We start from the raw sequence: 20,045 nt of genomic DNA on the forward strand, positions 1-20,045 counted from the left end.
GCGCCTTTCCGGCCTGCCGCCGGACCATGCATATTAATTAGTAGGTTGACCATGCTAGACAATCTGACCCAGCGCCTTGCCAAGGTCGTCAAGACCATGCGCGGCGAGGCGCGCCTGACCGAAGCCAACACCGCCGACATGCTGCGCGAAGTGCGCATGGCGCTGCTGGAGGCCGACGTCGCCCTGCCGGCCGTGCGCGAGTTCATCGCCAAGGTCAAGGAAAAAGCCCTCGGCGAAGAAGTGCTGTCCTCGCTCTCGCCGGGCCAGGCCCTGGTGGGCGTGGTGCAGCGCGAGCTGGCCGCCCTGATGGGCGCCGACCTCGGTCCGGAAGCGTCGCAGCTGTCGTTCGCCCAGCAGCCGCCCGCCATCATCCTGATGGCCGGCCTGCAGGGTGTGGGTAAGACCACCACCGTCGGCAAGCTGGCCAAATACCTGAAGGAAGAAAAGAAGAAGAAAGTGCTGACCGTCTCGGCCGACGTGTACCGTCCCGCCGCGATCGCCCAGCTGCAATCGGTGACCGGCCAGGTCGGCGCCGACTTCTTCCCTTCCACCGCGCAGGACAAGCCGGTCGACATCGCGCTGGCCGCGCTGGACTGGGCCAAGAAGCATTACCACGACGTGCTGATCATCGACACCGCCGGCCGCCTCGGCATCGACGAAGAGATGATGAAGGAAATCGCCGCCGTGCACGCGGCGGTCAAGCCGATCGAAACCCTGTTCGTGGTCGACGCCATGCTGGGCCAGGACGCCATCAACACCGCCAAGGCCTTCAACGACGCGCTGCCGCTGACCGGCATCGTGCTGACCAAGCTGGACGGCGACTCGCGCGGCGGCGCCGCGCTGTCGGTGCGCCACGTGACGGGCAAGCCGATCAAGTTCGCCGGCGTGTCCGAAAAGCTCGACGGCCTGGAGCCGTTCGACGCGGCGCGCATGGCCAGCCGCGTGCTGGGCATGGGCGACATCATGGCGCTGGTGGAAGAAGCGCGCAAGGGAGTGGACGCCAAGGCGGCCGCCGACCTGGCCGCGAAGGTCAAATCCGGCGGCAAGTTCGACATGAACGACTTCAAGGCGCAGCTGGGCCAGATGAAGAAAATGGGCGGCATGGCCAGCCTGGTCGACAAGCTGCCGGCCCAGTTCCAGCAGGCGGCCGGCGGTGCCAACATGGACCAGGCCGACAAGCAGGTGCGCCGCATGGTCGGCATCATCGACTCGATGACGCCGGCCGAACGCGCCAAGCCGGACCTGATCAAAGCCACCCGCAAGCGCCGCATCGCGGCCGGCGCCGGCGTGCAGGTGCAGGAAGTGAACCGCATGCTGAACCAGTTCGAACAGATGCAGACCATGATGAAAAAACTCTCCGGCGGCGGCATGATGAAGATGATGCGCTCGATGAAGGGCATGATGCCGGGCCTGCGCTAATCCGGTGCGGCGCGGCAAAAAGGGGCCAGGGTTATTTAATTAACCCTGGCCCCTTTGCGCTTCCTTTGCCCTTGCGTGGCGTTTCCGAGAAAAAACACGAAAAACACTTGCATAGTCGGCAAATCCCCACCAATATTAGCCGTGCGATTGAATTGCGCAACTTTTCCCTGTGTTCGTTAAGGAGGCTCGAATATGGCAACAGCCAAGAAAACCCCAGCAGCACCAGCAAAGAAAGCAGCAGCAAAGCCTGCGGCCAAAAAAGCAGCTCCGGCTAAAACCGCCGCCGCCAAACCAGCCGCCGCCAAGAAAGCAGCAGCACCACGCAAACCGAACGCCGCCTTCATGAAGGAACTGACCCCATCGGCTTCGCTGGCCGCCGTGGTAGGCGCCTCCCCGCTGCCGCGTACCGAAGTGACCAAGAAAGTGTGGGACTACATCAAGAAGCTGAACCTGCAAGACGCGGCCAACCGCCGCATGATCAATGCAGACGACAAGCTCAAAGCCGTTTTCGGCGGCAAAGCCCAAGTATCCATGTTCGAAATGACCAAGCTGATCTCCGATCACTTGAAATAAGAGCCTGCGGGTGCGCAGCGCACACTAAAGCCCCCGTCGCCACACGCGGCCGGGGCCTTTTTTTCGTCCCGCGCTTTTTACTCTTTTGCTGTCATTCCTTTACTTGAAGCCGAAGGCGGCCTTCATCAGATCGAACACCTTGGTGTTCTCCATGGTCCCCTTGAACGCCTGCGCGCCAGCGCCGGTGGCGTACAGCTTGACGTCGCCGCCGCCGTGCGTTTCGCCCTTGATGCGGATGCCGGTCTCCTGGTGGTAGTGGTCGCCCAGCGCGGTGTCGCTGGCCACGTCGGCGCGCTCGTTGGGGCGGTTCGGGCCGTTGCCGAAGGCCAGCGCGGTGTAGGTGCGGCCGTCCGCGTCGCGCGCCGGCGTGCCGTCCGCGTTGCGCACGATGTCCAGGATCGGGTTGCCGCGCCGCGCGGTGCCGTTGAACGCCAAGGTGTGGTCGTGGTCCGCAGTGATGACGATCAGCGTGTTGCGCAGGCCCGGATCGAGCAGCTGCATGCGGTCGATGGCGGTCTGGACGGCGTCGTCGAACGCCACCAGGTCCACCAGGGCATGCTTGGCGTTCGAGTCGTGCAGGCCGTGGTCGATTTTGCCGCCTTCGACCATCAGGAAAAAGCCCTCCGGCCTGGCCGAGAGCAGCGTGATGGCCTTGGAGGTCATTTCCGACAGCGACGGCTGCGTGGCCGCCTCGCCTTTCGGATTGCGCGCGCCGCGCTCCAGCTCATAGGCCAGGTGGTCCTCCTTGGCGTACAGGCCGATGAACTTCTTGCCCGGCCGGGCCGCTTCCATCTGGGTGCGGTCGGTGGCCACCGCGTAGCCGCGCGCGGCCAGTTCGGCCAGCAGGTCGCGGCCGTCGGCGCGGCCCTTGGTGTTGTCGGCGCTGTAAGGCGTGAAGTGGTGGCGGCCGCCGCCCATCAGCACGTCGAGGCCGTCGCCCAGCGCCGGGTTGTAGCCCGCGCCGCCCGGCACCGCCTGCGCGGCAATGGCGTAGCCGCTGTTGCGGTGGCAGCTGTGCGCGTAGGTGGAGGCCGGCGTGGCGTGCGTCGCTTCGGTGGTGGTGACCGCGCCCACGGCCTTGCCGTGCGCCTTGGCCAGCTCCAGTATCGTCACGGCGGGACGGCCGTTGCCGGCGGCGCAGCTGTCGATGGTGAGGTTGCCGTGCGCGTCCTTCTTCGGCGCCATGGCCTTGGTGTCGGACGACATCGAGATCACTTCGTTCTGGATCTTCACGCCGGTCATGTAGGAGCCCATGGAAGGCGCGCTGTCGGTGGTTTGCGCGTCCTGCGAATAGGTCTTGATGCGCGCCACGCGCTCCAGGCGCTCGAACTTGAGCAGGCCCTCTTCCTTGTACTGGTAGATGCGCGCGGCGGTGATGGCGGTCGGCCCCATGCCGTCGCCGAGGAAGAAGATGACGTTCTTCGCTTCGCCCGCGTGGACGTTGGCGGCGGTGGCGGCGGCCAGCAGCGCCGCGGTGATCAGGTTGCGTTTCATATCGTATAAATCCTTTACCAGCCGGCTGCGTTCTTGATCAGCGTATGCACTTGGGTGTTCTCGATCGTGCCGCGGAAGTCCGCCGCGCGCGCGCCGATGGCGCCCAGGTAGACGTCGGTGCCGCCGTTGGTGGTGGCGCCCGGCGCCATGCGCACTACTGCTTCCTGGCGGTAGTTCGGTTCCGTGACGATGGCGTCGCTCAGCAGCGAACCGCCGGCGCGGCTGCCCTTGACCCGGTTCACGCCGTTGCCGTAGCCGATGATGGTGTAGGGCACGTCGTCCAGGTCCTTGTAGTATTTGCCGTCCGTGTACTTGCGCACCAGGCCCAGCACGCCCGGTTCGGTGGCGGTGGTTTTGCCGGTGCGGATCGAATAGCCGTTCAGGATCAGGGTGCTGTCGCTGCTGGCGGTCATGACGATCAGGGTGCGCTTCAGGCCGGGGTCGATGGCCTGCATCTTGTCGATCGCGGTTTTCAGCGCGCCGTCCAGCGCCACGGTTTCATCCAGCGCGCGGCGCGCGGTCGAGGCGCGCTGCGCGTGGCCGATCTGGCCGTTGCCCACCACCAGGAAGAAGCCCTTGCCGCTGCTGGCCAGCACGTCGATGGCGGCCGAGGTCATGGCCGGCAGCGACGGCTCTTTGCCGTTCGCCTGCGCGCCCGCCGCTGCACCGGCGCTGGCCGATGGCGCGTGCACCGCGCCGTTGAACAGGCCCAGTACGCGCTGGCCCGCTACCGGCTTGAGCGCCTGCAGCGCAGCCGCGTCGGCCACCGGCGTGTAGCCCTGGCCGCGCAGTTCGGCCAGCAGGTCGCGGCCGTCGGCGCGCTTCTGGAAGTGCTGCGCGCCGCCGCCCAGCACCACGTCCAGGCCGCCCACCAGCTGTTCGTTGTAGCCCGCGCCGCCCGGCACCAGCGCAGCGGCGATGTCCTCGTTGCGCGAGGCCTGGCAAGCGTGCGCGTAGCCCGCAGCGGTCAGCGGATCGGTCACGCTGGCGGCGTTGACGACGCCGGCCGCCCAGCCGCGCTTGCGCGCCAGCTCCAGCAGCGTGGCCGGCGCGCGCGGCGCAGCCGAACCGCCGGCGCTGCCAGGGGCTGCGCAACCGGTAACGGCCAGCTGGCCGTTATTGGTCTTCACGCCCGTCATGTAGGCCGACATGGCGGCGGCCGTGTCGGTCACCTGCATGTCGTTGGAATAGGTCTTGACGTAAGCCGCTTCAGGCAGCGTATCGATCGCCAGGTCGCCGGACTCGCCCACCGCATAGTTGCGCGCGGCAGTCAGCGTGTTGATGCCCATGCCGTCGCCGACCAGGAAAATGATGTGCTTGAGCGCCGTGGATTCAGCCGGCATGGCGGGCGGCACCGGCGCATCGGCCTGCGGGCCGGCCGGGCGGGAGCCGGGGCCGGCACAGCCAGCCAGGGTTGCTGCAAGCGCGGTTATGGCAAGCCCTGCCGCCGCACGCTGAATCCGATTTTCCATGGCCCACCTTCAAGTTGCAAAGGCAGCCATCTTATCTGAAAACGGTGCTGCGGAGAATCAGATCGGTGGGGTGTACTTCCAGTTGTTCCACGCCGCGAGCACGGCGTTCGGATAGTCGGGCCGGCCGCGCGAGCCGTTGTAGCGGCCCAGCGCCAGGAACAGGTTGCCGCGCTCCATGTCGATATACATGCGCAGGATGGCGCAGCCGTAGCGCAGATTGGTCTGCATATTGAACAGCTTGCGGCGGTCGCTGTCGCCGATCACATTGGTCCAGAACGGCATCACCTGCATATAGCCGCGCGCGCCCACCACCGACACCGCGTACTTGCGGTACGCCGATTCCACCTGGATCAGCCCCAGCACCAGTCCCGGCTCCAGTCCGGCGCGGCGCGCTTCGTACCATGCCGTTTCCAGGAACTCGGTGCGCAGCTGCTCGTCGGGCAGCTTGCGCTTCAGGCGCGCCGACATCTGCGCCAGCCACAGCTCGTAGCGCTGGCGGTCGGCCGCGTTGCTGAAAGCGGGTTTGGGCGGACGGGCGTCCAGGATGGCGTTCGACAGCGCCAGCCGCACCGAGTCGGCCAGCGCTTCTTCCTGCTGGTTGCCGGCAAAGCCGAACGGCGCGCTCAGCACGCCGGTCGAGAACGCCAGCACATGCCACCAGCGCAGCGGGCGGGCCCAGAACCGGCGCCTGTCCGCGCCCTTGCGCTGATGGCTCAGGGTGCTCACTGCTGCACTTTGCCTTTGATGAACTCGACCACCTCGGCCAGCGGCACGGCGGTGGCTTCGGCATCGCGGCGGCCCTGGTATTCCAGGTTGCCTTCCTTCAGGCCGCGCTCGCCGATCACCACGCGGTGCGGCACGCCGATCAGTTCCCAGTCGGCGAACATGGCGCCCGGGCGCAGGCCGCGGTCGTCCACGATGACGTCGATGCCGGCTGCCTGCGCGGCGGCGTACAGCTTGTCGGTCTCTTCCTTGACCAGCTCGCTGCGGTCGTAGCCCATCGGGCACAGCACCAGCTCGAACGGCGCCAGCGAGGTCGGCCAGATGATGCCCTTGTCGTCGAAGTTCTGCTCGATGGCGGCGCCCAGGATGCGGGTGATGCCGATGCCGTAGCAGCCCATCTGCAGCGGCGCGGCCTTGCCGTTCTCGTCCAGGAAGGTGGCCTTCATCGACTCGGAGTAAGCGGTGCCCAGCTGGAACACGTGGCCCACTTCGATGCCGCGCTCGATCGCCAGCACGCCCTTGCCGTCCGGCGAAGGGTCGCCCTCGACCACGTTGCGCAGGTCGGCCACGATGGCAGGCTCGGCCACGTCGCGGCCCCAGTTGGCGCCGGTGTAGTGGAAGTCCGCCTCGTTGGCGCCGGTGATGAAGTCGGCCATGTTGGCCACGGTGCGGTCGGCCACCACGGTGACCGGCGCCTTGGTGCCGATCGGGCCCAGGTAGCCGGGGATGCAGCCGTACACTTCCAGGATCTCCGCTTCGGTGGAGAAGCGGTGGTTGGCCAGGCCGGGCACCTTGCCCACTTTGATCTCGTTCAGCTCATGGTCGCCGCGCAGCAGCAGCATGAAGTATTCCTTGGTGCCGGCTTTGCCGTCCTTGCCTTCGTGCTCGACCGTCAGCGCCAGCGTCTTCAGCGTGTTGCTCAGCGCGGTGCCCAGCAGCTTGGCCACGTCTTCGCACTTGGCCGCTTTCGGCGTGGCGGTTTTCACCAGTTCGGCGCCGGGCGCGGGACGGGTGCCGGAGGCCAGCGCCTCGGCCGCTTCCATATTGGCCGCGTAGTCCGAGGTCGGGCAGTACACCAGCGCGTCCTCGCCGGTGGAGGCGATCACGTGGAATTCATGCGAACCGGTGCCGCCGATGGCGCCGTTGTCGGCCGCCACCGCGCGGAACTTCAGGCCAAAGCGAGTGAAGATGCGGGTGTAGGCGTCGAACATCACCTTGTACGACTGCTGCATGCCGGCCAGGTCGCGGTCGAAGGAGTAGGCGTCCTTCATGGTGAACTCGCGGCCGCGCATCAGGCCGAAGCGCGGACGGCGTTCGTCGCGGAACTTGGTCTGGATGTGGTAAAAATTCAACGGAAGCTGCTTGTAGGATTTAATTTCCGAACGAACAACATCGGTGATCACTTCCTCGGAGGTCGGCTGGATGGCGAACTCGCGGCCGTGGCGGTCTTTCACGCGCATCAGCTCGGCGCCCATCTTGTCCCAGCGGCCGGTCTCCTGCCACAGCTCGGCCGGCTGCACCAGCGGCATCAGCAGCTCAATGGCGGCGGCATTGTTCATCTCTTCGCGCACGATGGCTTCCACCTTGCGGATCACCTTCAGGCCCATCGGCATGTAGGTGTAGATACCGGAGCCCAGACGCTTGATCATGCCCGCGCGCATCATCAGCTGGTGGCTGACGATCTCGGCGTCGGCAGGCGCTTCTTTGAGAGTTGAAATAAAAAATCGGGAGGCACGCATACGGTGAATTCTTTTTAAAAAGAGAGAGTTATAATCAACCTAATTTTAAAGGATTAGCTGGCTGATGCGTCCATACTTTATACAAATGCGTTCATTAGATGGCCCGCCGACGGTTTTCGTACCCCGAAAACCGGGCTGGCGCGCAGGTTTGTGGGCAAAAATATAAGAAGGACGCACTGCAAGCAGAAAGTTTGAGGTGCAACATGCTCGACCGTGAAGGGTTTCGGCCCAACGTCGGCATCATCCTGCTCAACGCCCATAACGAGGTGTGGTGGGGCAAGCGGGTGCGCGAGCACTCATGGCAGTTCCCGCAAGGCGGGATCAAGTACGGCGAAACGCCTGAACAGGCGATGTACAGGGAGCTTGAGGAAGAAATAGGATTGCGGGCGGAACACGTCAAGATTGTCGGCCGCACCCGCGACTGGCTGCGCTATGAGGTGCCGGACCACTTCATCAAGCGCGAGATCCGGGGCCATTACCGTGGCCAGAAGCAGATCTGGTTTCTGCTGCGCATGTGCGCGCGCGACAACGACGTGAACCTGCGCCTGACCGACCATCCCGAGTTCGACGCCTGGCGCTGGCACGAGTACTGGGTGCCGCTGGACGTGGTGATCGAGTTCAAGCGCGACGTCTACCAGCGCGCGCTGCAGGAACTGTCGCGCTTCCTGACGTGGCCGGCGCACGGCAACGGCAACGGCAACCGCCACCATACGTCGCGCTACCTGCGCCAGCCGCACGCGCCCAGGAATAGCGGCAGCAATGGCAGCGGCAACAACAATGGTAGCAATGGCGGCAATAGCAACAATGCCAACAAGGCAAGCGCCGCGGTGGCTGCCAACGCCGCCAACGCCGCCGCCGCAGTGGGTACGCCGGAACTGGTGGGGGGCGATCCTTGCGACTGCGCGGCCGACGCGCCCCGCATCGTGCTGCCGGGCCAGGAGTAAAGCAAAACGGACGCCTCGGCGTCCGTTTTCACGTCAGGGTACAATACCGTCCATGTTTAATCCCTCTTCCGACGATGTGCGGCGCTTCTTCTGCGCCGTGTTCCAGAAACAGCGCGCCAACGACATCCTGACGCCGCTGGAAACCATGGCTGGCGACTGGATCCGCCACCACCCCGAATACGCCGACATCCTCAGCGACGTGGACGCGGCCCTGGCGCGCGACTATTCCGTCGACAGCGGCCAGACCAATCCCTTCCTGCACCTGTCCATGCATTTGTCGATCGACGAGCAGATCTCGATCGACCAGCCGCCCGGCATCCGCGCGGCCGCCACGGCGCTGACCCTGAAACTGGACTCGGCGCACGAGGCCCAGCACCAGATCATGGAATGCCTGGGCGAGATGATCTGGAACGCCCAGCGCAGCGGCCAGCCGCTGGACGGGCTGGCCTATATCGAAGCGGTGCAGCGCCGCGCGGCGCGCTGAAACGACAAAACCCGCCGCGGCGGGTTTTTTCTTTGCTACGCAGCCATTACCAGCCGGCCGACAGCGTGTACTTGCCGTTGGTCGAACCGGTGCCGCCGCTGTAGCGGATCACCTTGGCGTACAGCACGCCGGACGCGGTGCTGGTGACCGTGTCCGCCTGGCCGGTGCCCTTGGTGCTGGAGGTCAGCTTGGTGCCGGCGCTGTTGTACAGCTCCAGGTCGTAATCCGAGGTGGCGTTCGGGGTCAGGGTCACGGTCAGCGTCTTGCCGGCAGGCAGGGTCACCTTGTAGTAATCCACGTCCGAATTGGCGCTGATGGTGCCGTTCACCGTGGTGCCGGCCGTGGCGATGACTTGCGCGGTGGCGATGGTGTTGTTGGTCTCGGTTTCCGCCACGGTCGGGCCGGTCGGCGTGGACGACAGGATGCCCTGCGCCTCGAACTTGGCCTGGAAGGTGTTGGCGTAGGTCAGGTCGGCCGGGTACAGCGTCTTGGCGGCGTTGACGATGGCGGTGGCCATGGCCGGCATCTTGACGTTGCTGCCCAGGCCGAAGTGCGCTTCCAGGATGATCTGGTCGATATTGCCGCGCGGCTTGCCGGCCGCGATCAGCGACACCATGGACGCGTACAGCGGCGCCGACCACAGCTCGTCGGACGAGAACGTCACGCCCGCTTCGGTCACCGACTGGTGCGCGCCATAGGTCTTGCTGGCGTTGTACTTGGCGTCGGTGCGGTTCAGCATGCGGCCGGCCCAGCAGGCGCCGTGGCCGTCCCAGCTGAAGGCCCATTCCGGGTGGAAGGTTTTGCCGTTCGGGGTGCTGTAGGAATAGGACGCGGCCCAGTAGTCGCCGAAGCCTTCGCCCATGGCGCCGGTGTCGCCGCCGCTCCAGCCGGAGTTGATGTTGCGGTGGATGCCGTGGCCGTATTCGTGCAGGATCACGTCCGCGTCTTCGCTGTCGTTCACGCAGCCGTGGCCGAAGGCCAGGTAGTCGGTGCTGCCGCCGTAGCTGTAGTGCGAGTTGTCGTCGCCGTTCAGGCCGTCGGTGTCGACGTCGAACGGACGGTTGATGATGGACTTGGTGCCGGTGAAGCCCAGCGACTGGATGTAGCGCTGGTTCTGGTCCAGGTGGAAATAGACGTTGGTGTCGTCGAAGGCGTTGCTGCCGCGCTTGGCCGTCCACACGCCGTTGGTGGTGGTCGATGGCGCGGTGTTGGGCGCTTCGATGTTCTTGATGTTGACGTACGGGCCGGTCAGCGTGTAGTTGCTGCCCACCACGGTCAGGTCGCGCAGGGTCTTGTTCGAATAGCCGGCGTCAAAGGCGGACGCGGCCGAGGTGTCGGTCAGCGCCTCGGTGGCCAGCGCGGTGCGCGGATCGGGATCGAAGGCGTAGCCGGAACCGTTGATGCCGGACGCCAGCGCGGCGGCCGGGGCGGCGGCGCGCAGCGAGGTGCGCGCCGCCTGGGTTGCCTGGGCGTCGCTGGCGGCCTTCATGGCGCTGCGGCGGTCCAGTACCGGGCCGCCCACCTTGGCGCGCGCTTCCAGCGAGCGTTCGCCCTTGCGCGGGATCGAAGTGGAGTAGGAATCGATGACGCTGCCGTCGTGCGCGTTCAGGAATTGCACGAAGCCGCCGGTCGGCATCTGCGCTTCAATGCTGACCTTGCGCGCCAGCTGCACGCCGTCCTTGCTCGGCACCCACACCAGCTCGGTGCGCGGCACGTCCACCAGCGGGTGCTGCACCTTCATGTTGTTCCAGCCCTTGTCCAGCGCCTGGTCTTCCGAGATCTGCGACTGGTTGTACAGCTGGTTGACGGCCTTGGCGTCCACCTCGTCCGAGATGTGGCGGGTTTCGTTGAAGATCTTCAGCAGCTGGCCGCCCTTGCCGATCGACACGATGATGACGGCGCGGTCCACCGGCAGGCCGCGCAGCATTTGCTGATAGTGGTAGTGCTTGCCGGTGAGCGACTCCTGCACCCGCACCAGCTCCAGGTTCTTGAGCGACGACGGCAGGCCGAAGCGGGCCGCATTCTGGCGCAGCGCATCCTCGGCCGAACCGGCCTTGGTGTTGGAGAACAGCGTCAGGTTGTCCACCGAGCGGCTGTCCGCGTGGGCGGCGCCGGCATAGGCGAGGACGATCAGGGATGCGAGGATGGGACGGGCAAAGTGGCGCATGCGGCAACGACTCCTATCAGTTCGGTTGATGCAAATAAGGGGGGCATATGCTGGTGCATATGACTGCCAGCCGAGTATAGCCATGCGTTTTGCGCCTTTGTAAAAGCAGGCCTTTTTAGACAGAACGCCGCGTTTTGTTCAATTTGAGACAATTTGGAAAAGGCCGCGAGCCGGGCTAAGATGGGCCAACTTTACAAGGAGCGAAGCCCATGCGACGAGTGCTATCCCTGACATTGAGCTGCGTGCTGGCCGCCGGCTGCGCGCTGCCGCCCGCGCAGGCGCAGCGCGCCATCGAGGACGTGGAACCGGAAGTGACCAAGGAAGTTGGCGCCGCGCTGGCGCGCAAGGGCGCCGAAGCGGGCGCGCCGGAGGCGGCGCTGCTGCGCGCCTGCCCGGCCCCGCTGCAGCTGGAACTGCTGCGCCGCAGCACCGACGGCGAAGAGCGCAGCTATCTGTACCGCGTGCGCTGCCCCGCCCCGCTGCTGGCCTCGGCCACTTATGGCAAGAACGCCGCCATCAAGCGGCTGACGCTGCAGCCGGAATAAAAAAAGCCACGCGCTGCGTGGCTTTCTTCAAGGGCCGATGCTGCGCTGCAGATCAGCGCTGCGTCACCAGATTGCCAGGCAGGCTGTGCAGGTACGCCGCCAGGTCCTTGATGTCCTGGTTGGTCAGCGGCTTGACCTGGCCGGTCATGATGGCGTTGCTGCGGCCGTTGGGCGCGTCGCCGCGCTTGTAGGCGGTCAGCGCGTGCTGCAGGTAATCCTTGTGCTGGCCGGCCAGCTTGGGATACGACGGGTCGATCGGCGAATTGTAGTCCTTGCCATGGCAGGCGGCGCAGCTGTATTTCTCGGCCAGCGCCTTGCCGGCGTTGATATTGCCGCCGGCGGTGGCGGCGAAGGAAGCGGAAGCGCAGAACAGGGCGATGATCAGTTTTTTCATGTCGTGAGGCCTCATTTCTGCGCGGTTTTAGCGGTCTGCTGCGAATAGAAGGCAGCGATGTCGGCGATATCCTGGTCCGACAGGCTGACGGCGATGCCCTTCATCGAAGGATGCTTGCGCTCGCCCTTCTTGTAGCCTTGCAACGCGTTCTCGATGTACTTAGCCGTCTGGCCACCAATCATCGGCACCTGGAACACTTCCGGGAAAGTGGCTTTGTAGCCGGGGATGCCGTGGCAACCGATACACATTTCGATCTTGGCTGGAGCCGCCTTGGCGTTTCCAACGATGTCCGCTGCTGCGGCAACGTTGGCGATGCCTGCGAGCACGAGAACTGCGTAGATTTTTTTCATGGTGGATGGCTAGGTTAACGTCAGTAATATTATTGATACTGCGTGATACAGTAGTCGCAAAAGTTGACTTTTACACTACCAGCCAACGATTCTAACCCAATAACAAGTTGCGAGTCCACATCATCCGCCCGCAGTGTGGTATAGCGTTCTGGCATATACTCGTGGGATTCATTTTCCACTAAGAGACGCCATTTTATGCAAGCAAACAAGGGCCAAGGCCAACGCTTCCAGGGTTCGGACAACTACGTCGCCACCAATGACCTGAAACTGGCCGTGAACGCGGCGCTCACGCTGCAGCGCCCGCTGCTCATCAAGGGCGAGCCGGGCACCGGCAAGACCATGCTGGCCGAGGAAGTGGCCGCCGCGCTGGACATGCCGCTGATGCAGTGGCACATCAAGTCCACCACCAAGGCACAGCAGGGCCTGTATGAATACGACGCCGTGTCGCGCCTGCGCGACTCGCAGCTGGGCGACGAGCGCGTGCGCGACATCCACAACTACATCGTCAAGGGCGTGCTGTGGCAAGCCTTCACCGCGCCGGAGCCGGTGGTGCTGCTCATCGACGAGATCGACAAGGCCGACATCGAGTTCCCGAACGACCTGCTGCGCGAGCTGGACCGCATGGAGTTCTACGTCTACGAGACGCGCGAAATGGTGCAGGCCAAGCACCGCCCGCTGGTCATCATCACCTCCAACAACGAGAAGGAACTGCCGGACGCCTTCCTGCGCCGCTGCTTCTTCCACTACATCAAGTTCCCGGACAAGGACACGATGGAGCAGATCGTCAAGGTGCACTACCCGACCTTGAAGCAGGAACTGCTGGCCACCGCGCTGCAGACCTTCTACGAGGTGCGCGACGTGCCAGGCCTGAAGAAGAAGCCGTCCACCTCCGAGTTCCTGGACTGGCTCAAGCTGCTGCTGGCCGAAGACATCCCGCCGGAAGCGCTGCGCAGCAAGGACGCCAAGGCCGCGGTGCCGCCGCTGCACGGCGCGCTGCTGAAGAACGAGCAGGACGTGCACCTGTTCGAGCGCCTGGTGTTCATGAACCGGACCAACCGCTGATGAACGCCGCCCTCTCCAACTTCGCCGCGGTGACGCTGGAGCTGAACGGCGTGCGCCTGGAGCCGCTCGGCCCGCAGCACGCCGCCGGCCTGCTGGCCGCCGCCTGCGACGGCGAGCTGTGGAAGCTGCGCATCACCTCCGTGCCCGAACCGGACCAGGTGCAAGCCTATATCGCCACCTCGCTGGAGATGCGGCCCGGCCGCTTCGCCTTCGCCGTGATCGACAGCGTGACCGAAGAAGTGATCGGCAGCACCAGCTACCACGACATCGTGCCGGCGCTGGACCGCGTGGAAATCGGCTACACCTGGTACGCGCGCAGCCGCCAGCGCAGCTACGTCAACACCAGCTGCAAGCTGATGCTGCTGACGCACGCGTTTGAAACGCTGGGCTGCGCCGTGGCCGGCTTCCGCACCGATAATTTCAACCACGCCTCGCAGGCAGCCATCGAGCGCCTGGGCGCAAAGAAGGACGGCGTGCTGCGCCACCACGGCATGCGGCGCGACGGCACCGTGCGCGACACCGTCATCTACAGCATCGTGCGCGGCGAATGGCCGGAAATCAAGGCGCACTTGCGCTACAAGTTAAGCAGAGACTGAGCATGCTGATCGATTTTTTCTTCACGCTGAAAGACGCGAAGATCCCCGTCTCCATCAAGGAGTTCCTGACCTTGCTGGAAGCGATGCAGAAGAACGTCATCGACGCCTCGATGGACGACTTCTACTATCTGTCGCGCCTGACGCTGGTGAAGGACGAAGCCCACTACGACAAGTTCGACCGCGCCTTCGCGCAGTACTTCAAAGGCATCAACGGCGCCTTCGAAACCAACAGCGCCATTCCGCTCGACTGGCTGATCAAGCGCATGGAGCGCGAGCTGAGCGACGAGCAGAAGGCCGCGCTGGAAAAATTTGGCTACGACAAGCTGATGGACCGCCTGAACGAACTGCTGAAAGAGCAGAAGGAACGCCACGAGGGCGGCAGCAAGTGGATAGGCACCGGCGGCACCTCGCCGTTCGGCAACGGCGGCACCAACCCGGAAGGCGTGCGCATCGGCGGCAAGGGCGGCAACCGCACGGCGGTCAAGGTGTGGGAAGCGCGCGCCTACAAGGATTACGACTCCGAGCGCGAACTGGGCACGCGCAACATCAAGGTGGCCCTGCGGCGGCTGCGCAAGTTCGCGCGCGAAGGCCACGAGGACGAGCTGGCGCTGGACCAGACCATCCGCGCCACCGCCAACAACGCCGGCTTCCTCGACATCAAGATGCAACCCGAGCGCAAGAACAACATCAAGGTGCTGATGCTGCTCGACGTGGGCGGCACCATGGACGACCACATCGAACGCACGGAAGAGCTGTTCTCGGCCGCCAAGACCGAGTTCAAGAACATGGAATTCTTCTACTTCCACAACTGCGTGTACGACTACCTGTGGAAGAACAACCGCCGCCGCAACGCCGAGCGCTTCCCCACCTGGGACGTGCTGCGCAAATACACGCCGGACACCAAGGTGATCTTCGTCGGCGACGCCACCATGAGCCCCTACGAAATCCTGCAGCCGGGCGGCTCGGTGGAATACAACAACGAGGAAGCCGGCGCCGAATGGCTGGGCCGCTTCACGCACGCCTTCCCCAAGTTCATCTGGCTCAACCCGGAGCCGGAAGGGCTGTGGCAGTACCGCCAGTCAATCGCCGTCATCCGCCAGCTGATGAACAACCGCATGTTCCCGCTCACCATCGAGGGCCTGGAACGGGCCATGCGCATGCTCAGCAAATAGGCTTGCTGCAGCCTTAAACGAAAGGCTGGTAGTCGACGCCGTCCTGCATTTTGCCGATCAGCTGGGCGTAGTTCTCCGCGCTCTCGCTGAAGCCGACCAGCACGCCGGCCACGGTGTCCTGGCCGGAGTTCAGGATGTTGACCCAGTGTTCCAGGCCTGCCTGCTCAGGCGCGCGGTGCAGCACGTTGGCGTACAGCCGCACCACGATCTCGGTGGCGCTGGGGTTCACGCCGTAGGTGGCGCGGAACTCGTCCGAATTGACGAAGCCCTGCGCCACGGCGCGCAGGCTGGCGCCATGGTCCAGGTGCGAAATCCAGAAGCCCAGTCCCACCTCGTCGGGTTCGCGGTTGAAAGCCGCCTGGTACAGCCGGTAGGCCTCGCCGCCGTTGCCGTCGATGTCCAGCGCCACCGCGCCGTCCTTGAAGTTGAGGCGCTCGACGTTCATCAGCAGGTCCAGGCCGTCGTCGCCGACATAGTCCCTGACCCAGAACTGGCCGCCGTCGGCCAGCACCGAATACTCGTCGCGGTAGCCGTTGTAGAAGGCCTCGTCGATGTCGAATCCGCCGTTCAGGTAGTCGTCGCCCCGGCCGCCGAACAGGGAGTCGTAACCGGCGTAGCCGTACAGGTCGTCGTCGCCGGCGGTGCCGTCGATATCGTCGTCCCAGTCTGTGCCGTGCAGTATGTAGCCCATCATGCTCTCCTCATGCGTTCGATGGCTAATCTTAGGCCGCGCGTTTGGCGCGCATGAGAAGAATTACAATTTGTTTCTAGCCAGGCAGCTGCAGCCGGTAGCCGACCGCCGTTTCGGTCAGCAGGTACTTCGGCTGGGCGGGGTCGTCTTCCAGCTTGTGGCGCAGATGGCCCATGTAGATGCGCAAATAGTGGCCGTTTTCGCTCTGCGAAGGGCCCCACACGGCGCGCAGCAGCTGCGGGTTGCTCATCACGCGGCCGGCGTTGCCCACCAGTACCGCCAGCAGCCGGTATTCGGTCGGCGTCAGGTGCACGCCTTCGCCGCCCCTGGTGACGCGGCGGTTCTGCAAGTCCACCTCCACGGCGCCGAAACGCACGATGCCGGCGACGTCGGCCTGCGGCTGGCGCTGGCGGCGCAGGGTGGCGCGCACGCGGGCCAGCAGTTCGCCCACGCCGAAAGGCTTGGTCAAGTAGTCGTCGGCCCCGGCGTCCAAGGCCTTGATCTTGTCGGCCTCGTTGACGCGGGCGGACAGCACGATCACCGGCACCGTGGACCATTTGCGCAGGTCGTGCAGGAAGGCCACGCCGTCGCCGTCCGGCAGGCCGAGGTCGAGCACCACCAGGTCCGGCTTGCGGGTGCCGGCGTCGATCAGGCCGCGCTGCATGGTGGGGCATTCGTGCACGTGCCAGCCCTCCTCTTCCAGCGCGGCACGCACGAAGCGGCGGATCTGCGGTTCATCTTCCACCAGCAGGGCGACGGGCGAAGTTTCGCTCAGTTTTTCCATCGGTCGGGTAGTCATCATTCCATCAGTTCTTTGGGCGGTTCGGGCGGCGTGCCGAGCGGCAGCGCGATGACGAAGGCGGCGCCGCCCAGCGGCGAAGGGGCGGCGCTAATGGTGCCGCCGTGCGCCTCGACGATGGCGCGGCAGATTGCCAGCCCCAGTCCCACGCCCGGCTTGGCCGATTCGCGCTCGCCGCGCGTGAACTTCTCGAACACGGCCTCCTCGCGGCCATGCGGCAGGCCCGGCCCGTCATCGTACACCATCAGATTCATCCAGGCGCCGTGCGGTGCGGCGCTCACGGCGATGCGCGAGCCGGCGGGCGTGTACTTGGCGGCGTTCTCCAGCAGGTTGCACAGCACGCGCTCGATCAGCACCGCGTCATAGCGCAGCAGCGGCAGGTCGTGCGGCAGATCGGTGCTGACGGCGTGCTGCCTGAGCTGCGGCGCGCTGGCGCGCAGGGCGCTCCCCACCACCTCCTCCAGCGGTTGCCATTCCAGGTTGAACTTCACTTCGCCGCTCTGGATGCGCGCCATGTCCAGCAGGTTGGACACCAGGGTGCTCATGCGCAGCGATTCGGCGTGCAGCGCCTGCGCCAGGTCCAGCTGCTGCGGCGCCAGCGCCGGTTTCGATCCGGCCAGCGATTCGGACAGGCCGACCAGCGACGTGAGCGGCGTGCGCAGGTCGTGCGACAGGGCCGCCAGCAGCGAGTTGCGCAGCCGCTCGGACTCCATGCTGACCAGCGCACCCTGCGCCACTTCGATATAGTGCACCCGCTCCAGCGCGATAGCGGCCAGCGCGGCGAAGGTGTCGAGCTGCTGCCGCTGCTCGGGGATCAGCATCCAGCGCCGGTTTTCCGGCTCGATGGCCAGCACGCCGCGCGTGCGCATCGGCGCCACCAGCGGCAGGTAGAAGATGCGGCTGGCCGGCAGCGTGTCGGTGCCCAGGCCCGCGCTTTCGGCGCGGTCGTAGGCCCATTGGGCGATGCCGATGTCCAGCACCGACAGGCTGGCGGCGCCCGCCTGCTGCAGCCGGCCTTCGCTGTCCGGCAGCAGCAAGGTGGCCCTGGCGCGGAACGCGGCCTGCACGGCGCTACGGGTGCTGTCGAAAATCTGCTCGGTCTGCAAGGCGCCGGACAGCTCGCGCGCGAATTCGTACAGGGCGCGCGAGCGCGCTTCGCGGTGCGAGGCCACGCGCGCCTGGAAGCGCAGGCCGGCCGTCAGGTGGCCGGTGATGAGGCCGACCGCCAGCATCACGCCGAAGGTGATCAGGTACTGGAAGTCCGACACCGCGAAGCTGAAGCGCGGCGCCACGAAGAAAAAGTCGAAGCACAGCACGCTGACGCAGGTGGCCAGCACCGAGGGGCCGCGCCCGAGCCGCACCGCCACCAGCACCACCACCAGCAGGAACAGCATGGCGATGTTGGCCAGGTCGACATAGGGCAGCAGCGGCGCGGTGATCAGCGCGCTGGCGATGCTGGCGCCTGCGGCGGCCAGGTAGGACCAGCCGCGCCGCTTGGCGGCGGGGTCCGGCTGCTCGTCCTGGCCGGCATCGGCAGCGGGGCCGGCGCCGGCGCGCGCGGCTGCCGCGTCGTCGCGCGGATTGAAGGGGTTGACCAGCGTGCGGCCGAACGGCGACAGTCCTGCCAGGCCGCCCGGCTGCGCCGCCGGCGCGCGCTCGCGGCTGGCGGCGCCGATCTCGATCAGGTCCACATCCGGCGCCAGGCTGGCCATGCGCCGGATGTGGGCGGCGCGCCAGGGCCGGCCCGGCCGGCCGCGCCCCAGCGTAATCTTGGACAGGTTGTGGCTGCGTGCATACTCGAGCGCCGTGGCGGCAATGTCGCCGCCGGTGAGCACGGCGGTGGCGGCGCCCAGCTCCTGCGCCAGCTTGAGCGTTTTCAGAATGCGCTCGCGCTCCGCTTCGGGCAGGCGCTGCAAGGCCGGCGTTTCGATGTACACCGCGTGCCATTCGGTGCCGAGCTGGCCGGCCAGGCGGGCGGCGCTGCGCACCACGTGCTCGCAGCCGGGACGCGGGCCGACGCAGCACAGCAGCGAAGCGCCGGTCTTCCAGATCGCGTCGATGGATTGCTCGACGCGGTAGGCGCGCACGTCGTCCTCCACCCGGTCGGCGGTGCGGCGCAGCGCCAGCTCGCGCAGCGCGATCAGGTTCCCTTTGCGGAAGAAGTTCTTCGACGCGCGCTCGGCCTGCGGCCCCTGGTACACGCGGCCGCTCTTCAGGCGCGCCAGCAGTTCGTCGGCGGGGATATCGACCAGCACCACCTCGTCGGCCTGGTCGAACACCGTATCGGGCACGGTTTCGTTGACGCGGATGCCGGTGATGCCGCCCACCACGTCGTTCAGGCTGTCGAGGTGCTGCACGTTGACGGTGGTAAGCACGTCGATGCCGGCCTCCAGCAGCTCTTCGACGTCCTGCCAGCGCTTGGGGTGGCGCGACCCGGGCGCGTTGGAGTGCGCCAGTTCGTCCACCAGGATCAGCGCCGGGCGCCGTTCCAGCGCCGCGTCAAGGTCGAATTCCCTGAGCACCTTGCCGCGATACGCCACCTCCTTCAGCGGCAGCACATCGAGGCCGTCCAGCAGGCTGGCGGTTTCGCTGCGGCCGTGCGTTTCGGCCACGCCAACCAGCAAGGCCTGCCCGGCCGCGCTCAGCTTGCGGGCGGCGGACAGCATGGCGTAGGTCTTGCCGACGCCGGCCGAGGCGCCGAAGTAGATGCGCAGCCGGCCGCGCGCAGCCTTGCGCTCCTGCGCCTGGACGTGCGCCAGCAGCGCGTCGGGATCGGGCCGTTGGCCGTCGTTTGGGAACATGGTGCCTTGCAGGTTTTTCGCGTTTCAGGACGATTCAGCGAGTATGCGCGGATTTGCCGTCCAGCGCCAGATTCAGCGCCAGCACGTTCACGCGCGGCTCGCCGAAGAAGCCGAACACGCGGCCGCGCATCTCGCGCTCGACCAGCGCGCGCACCTGCTCCGCGCCGAGCCCGCGCGCGGCGGCGACGCGGCCCACCTGGTACTGGGCGGCGGCCACGCTGATCTCGGGATCGAGGCCGCTGGCCGATGCGGTCACCAGGTCCACCGGCACCGGCGCCGTGTTGCCCGGGTCGGCGGCCTTGAGCGCGGCGATGCGGCCTTTCACCGCCTCCACCAGCGCCGGATTCAGCGGCCCCAGGTTGGAACCGCTGGAACCGGCCGCGTTGTTGGCCATGGGCGCGGTGGCCGAAGGGCGGCCCCAGAAGTACTTGGGCGAAGTGAAGGACTGGCCGATCAGCTCCGAGCCGACCGCCTTGCCGCCGACTTCAACCATGCTGCCTGCCGCTTGCGCGGGGAACACGGCGCTGCCGATGCCGGTGACGGCCAGCGGATACAGCACGCCGCAGATCAGGGTCAGCGCGCCGAAGATGACCAGCGCAGGGCGAATATGGGTTTTCATG

Annotated in this window: 19 protein-coding genes; 8 read left to right on the forward strand and 11 right to left on the reverse strand. The window is 65.9% G+C overall.

Annotated features, from left to right (window positions below; genetic code table 11):
- Positions 1 to 51: 51 nt before the first annotated feature.
- A complete protein-coding gene (gene ffh / locus AC56DV_RS05920; protein ID WP_496313373.1) occupies positions 52 to 1,419 on the forward strand; it encodes a signal recognition particle protein in 1,368 nt (455 codons plus the stop codon).
- 192 nt (positions 1,420 to 1,611) lie between these two features.
- Positions 1,612 to 1,992, forward strand: a complete 381-nt coding sequence (locus tag AC56DV_RS05925) for an SWIB/MDM2 domain-containing protein (RefSeq protein WP_056392937.1) — start codon at positions 1,612 to 1,614, stop codon at positions 1,990 to 1,992.
- A gap of 99 nt (positions 1,993 to 2,091) precedes the next feature.
- Here the strand turns inward: AC56DV_RS05925 and AC56DV_RS05930 are convergent, their stop codons facing one another.
- The 4 genes from AC56DV_RS05930 to AC56DV_RS05945 are packed head-to-tail and all read right to left on the reverse strand — an operon-like array spanning position 2,092 to position 7,420.
- Entirely contained in the window at positions 2,092 to 3,486 is a 1,395-nt protein-coding gene (locus tag AC56DV_RS05930; protein WP_496313374.1) for an alkaline phosphatase, read from the reverse strand.
- 14 nt (positions 3,487 to 3,500) lie between these two features.
- Positions 3,501 to 4,958 carry an alkaline phosphatase gene (locus AC56DV_RS05935; protein ID WP_496313375.1) on the reverse strand — a complete coding sequence of 486 codons (1,458 nt, stop codon included), beginning with the start codon at positions 4,956 to 4,958 and terminating at the stop codon, positions 3,501 to 3,503.
- Positions 4,959 to 5,015: 57 nt separating this feature from the next.
- Positions 5,016 to 5,624: a lytic transglycosylase domain-containing protein gene (locus AC56DV_RS05940; protein WP_496313827.1), complete on the reverse strand. Its 609-nt coding sequence runs from the start codon at positions 5,622 to 5,624 to the stop codon at positions 5,016 to 5,018.
- 56 nt (positions 5,625 to 5,680) lie between these two features.
- Positions 5,681 to 7,420 (reverse strand): proline--tRNA ligase, encoded by a 1,740-nt coding sequence (locus AC56DV_RS05945; RefSeq protein WP_496313376.1) that lies wholly within the window; start codon positions 7,418 to 7,420, stop codon positions 5,681 to 5,683.
- Between the two features lie 203 nt (positions 7,421 to 7,623).
- Here AC56DV_RS05945 and AC56DV_RS05950 point away from each other — a divergent pair, with 203 nt between their 5' ends.
- Positions 7,624 to 8,364: an RNA pyrophosphohydrolase gene (locus tag AC56DV_RS05950; RefSeq protein WP_496313377.1), complete on the forward strand. Its 741-nt coding sequence runs from the start codon at positions 7,624 to 7,626 to the stop codon at positions 8,362 to 8,364.
- Positions 8,365 to 8,416: 52 nt separating this feature from the next.
- Positions 8,417 to 8,848, forward strand: coding sequence for a DUF1841 family protein (locus tag AC56DV_RS05955; RefSeq protein ID WP_496313378.1), 432 nt, complete (start codon positions 8,417 to 8,419; stop codon positions 8,846 to 8,848).
- A 46-nt stretch (positions 8,849 to 8,894) separates the two neighbouring features.
- Here the strand turns inward: AC56DV_RS05955 and AC56DV_RS05960 are convergent, their stop codons facing one another.
- Positions 8,895 to 11,015: a pre-peptidase C-terminal domain-containing protein gene (locus tag AC56DV_RS05960; RefSeq protein WP_496313379.1), complete on the reverse strand. Its 2,121-nt coding sequence runs from the start codon at positions 11,013 to 11,015 to the stop codon at positions 8,895 to 8,897.
- 209 nt (positions 11,016 to 11,224) lie between these two features.
- Here AC56DV_RS05960 and AC56DV_RS05965 point away from each other — a divergent pair, with 209 nt between their 5' ends.
- Complete coding sequence (locus tag AC56DV_RS05965) at positions 11,225 to 11,560, forward strand: hypothetical protein (protein WP_496313380.1); 336 nt, start codon at positions 11,225 to 11,227, stop codon at positions 11,558 to 11,560.
- Positions 11,561 to 11,612: 52 nt separating this feature from the next.
- On the opposite strand, the gene AC56DV_RS05970 is transcribed toward AC56DV_RS05965, so the two are convergent.
- Positions 11,613 to 11,954: a c-type cytochrome gene (locus AC56DV_RS05970; RefSeq protein ID WP_496313381.1), complete on the reverse strand. Its 342-nt coding sequence runs from the start codon at positions 11,952 to 11,954 to the stop codon at positions 11,613 to 11,615.
- Between the two features lie 11 nt (positions 11,955 to 11,965).
- Positions 11,966 to 12,304, reverse strand: coding sequence for a c-type cytochrome (locus AC56DV_RS05975; RefSeq protein WP_496313382.1), 339 nt, complete (start codon positions 12,302 to 12,304; stop codon positions 11,966 to 11,968).
- Positions 12,305 to 12,499: 195 nt separating this feature from the next.
- Between AC56DV_RS05975 and AC56DV_RS05980 the strand changes: the two genes are divergently transcribed.
- From AC56DV_RS05980 to AC56DV_RS05990, 3 genes are read left to right on the forward strand one after another with little or no spacing between them, the layout of a single operon-like run.
- Positions 12,500 to 13,366, forward strand: a complete 867-nt coding sequence (locus tag AC56DV_RS05980) for an AAA family ATPase (protein ID WP_496313383.1) — start codon at positions 12,500 to 12,502, stop codon at positions 13,364 to 13,366.
- A complete protein-coding gene (locus AC56DV_RS05985) occupies positions 13,366 to 13,962 on the forward strand; it encodes a GNAT family N-acetyltransferase (protein WP_496313384.1) in 597 nt (198 codons plus the stop codon). The genes AC56DV_RS05980 and AC56DV_RS05985 overlap by 1 nt, the downstream gene beginning before the upstream one ends.
- Positions 13,963 to 13,964: 2 nt before the next feature.
- A complete protein-coding gene (locus AC56DV_RS05990) occupies positions 13,965 to 15,134 on the forward strand; it encodes a vWA domain-containing protein (protein WP_496313385.1) in 1,170 nt (389 codons plus the stop codon).
- A 13-nt stretch (positions 15,135 to 15,147) separates the two neighbouring features.
- Here AC56DV_RS05990 and AC56DV_RS05995 read toward each other — a convergent pair whose 3' ends face one another.
- The 4 genes from AC56DV_RS05995 to kdpC form a co-directional block, all read right to left on the reverse strand.
- On the reverse strand, positions 15,148 to 15,828 hold the full coding sequence (locus tag AC56DV_RS05995; RefSeq protein WP_496313386.1) for a DUF4214 domain-containing protein: 681 nt from the start codon (positions 15,826 to 15,828) through the stop codon (positions 15,148 to 15,150).
- A gap of 73 nt (positions 15,829 to 15,901) precedes the next feature.
- Positions 15,902 to 16,627, reverse strand: coding sequence for a two-component system response regulator KdpE (gene kdpE / locus AC56DV_RS06000; protein ID WP_496313387.1), 726 nt, complete (start codon positions 16,625 to 16,627; stop codon positions 15,902 to 15,904).
- The gene (locus AC56DV_RS06005; protein ID WP_496313388.1) at positions 16,624 to 19,425 is read right to left on the reverse strand and encodes a DUF4118 domain-containing protein; all 2,802 of its coding nucleotides are present in this window, start codon (positions 19,423 to 19,425) and stop codon (positions 16,624 to 16,626) included. Before AC56DV_RS06005 ends, kdpE begins: the two co-directional genes overlap by 4 nt.
- 34 nt (positions 19,426 to 19,459) lie before the next feature.
- Positions 19,460 to 20,044, reverse strand: coding sequence for a potassium-transporting ATPase subunit KdpC (gene kdpC / locus AC56DV_RS06010; RefSeq protein ID WP_496313389.1), 585 nt, complete (start codon positions 20,042 to 20,044; stop codon positions 19,460 to 19,462).
- Position 20,045 lies beyond the last annotated feature (1 nt).

The organism is Massilia sp. BGA-UO-ETr-WB1, assembly GCF_059567845.1.

Coding starts and splice junctions, on each gene's coding strand:
- ffh (WP_496313373.1), top strand. CDS start 52: ATGCTAGACAATCTGACCCAGCGCCTTGCCAAGGTCGTCAAGACCATG.
- AC56DV_RS05925 (WP_056392937.1), top strand. CDS start 1,612: ATGGCAACAGCCAAGAAAACCCCAGCAGCACCAGCAAAGAAAGCAGCA.
- AC56DV_RS05930 (WP_496313374.1), bottom strand. CDS start 3,486: ATGAAACGCAACCTGATCACCGCGGCGCTGCTGGCCGCCGCCACCGCC.
- AC56DV_RS05935 (WP_496313375.1), bottom strand. CDS start 4,958: ATGGAAAATCGGATTCAGCGTGCGGCGGCAGGGCTTGCCATAACCGCG.
- AC56DV_RS05945 (WP_496313376.1), bottom strand. CDS start 7,420: ATGCGTGCCTCCCGATTTTTTATTTCAACTCTCAAAGAAGCGCCTGCC.
- AC56DV_RS05950 (WP_496313377.1), top strand. CDS start 7,624: ATGCTCGACCGTGAAGGGTTTCGGCCCAACGTCGGCATCATCCTGCTC.
- AC56DV_RS05955 (WP_496313378.1), top strand. CDS start 8,417: ATGTTTAATCCCTCTTCCGACGATGTGCGGCGCTTCTTCTGCGCCGTG.
- AC56DV_RS05960 (WP_496313379.1), bottom strand. CDS start 11,015: ATGCGCCACTTTGCCCGTCCCATCCTCGCATCCCTGATCGTCCTCGCC.
- AC56DV_RS05965 (WP_496313380.1), top strand. CDS start 11,225: ATGCGACGAGTGCTATCCCTGACATTGAGCTGCGTGCTGGCCGCCGGC.
- AC56DV_RS05970 (WP_496313381.1), bottom strand. CDS start 11,954: ATGAAAAAACTGATCATCGCCCTGTTCTGCGCTTCCGCTTCCTTCGCC.
- AC56DV_RS05975 (WP_496313382.1), bottom strand. CDS start 12,304: ATGAAAAAAATCTACGCAGTTCTCGTGCTCGCAGGCATCGCCAACGTT.
- AC56DV_RS05980 (WP_496313383.1), top strand. CDS start 12,500: ATGCAAGCAAACAAGGGCCAAGGCCAACGCTTCCAGGGTTCGGACAAC.
- AC56DV_RS05985 (WP_496313384.1), top strand. CDS start 13,366: ATGAACGCCGCCCTCTCCAACTTCGCCGCGGTGACGCTGGAGCTGAAC.
- AC56DV_RS05990 (WP_496313385.1), top strand. CDS start 13,965: ATGCTGATCGATTTTTTCTTCACGCTGAAAGACGCGAAGATCCCCGTC.
- AC56DV_RS05995 (WP_496313386.1), bottom strand. CDS start 15,828: ATGATGGGCTACATACTGCACGGCACAGACTGGGACGACGATATCGAC.
- kdpE (WP_496313387.1), bottom strand. CDS start 16,627: ATGATGACTACCCGACCGATGGAAAAACTGAGCGAAACTTCGCCCGTC.
- AC56DV_RS06005 (WP_496313388.1), bottom strand. CDS start 19,425: ATGTTCCCAAACGACGGCCAACGGCCCGATCCCGACGCGCTGCTGGCG.
- kdpC (WP_496313389.1), bottom strand. CDS start 20,044: ATGAAAACCCATATTCGCCCTGCGCTGGTCATCTTCGGCGCGCTGACC.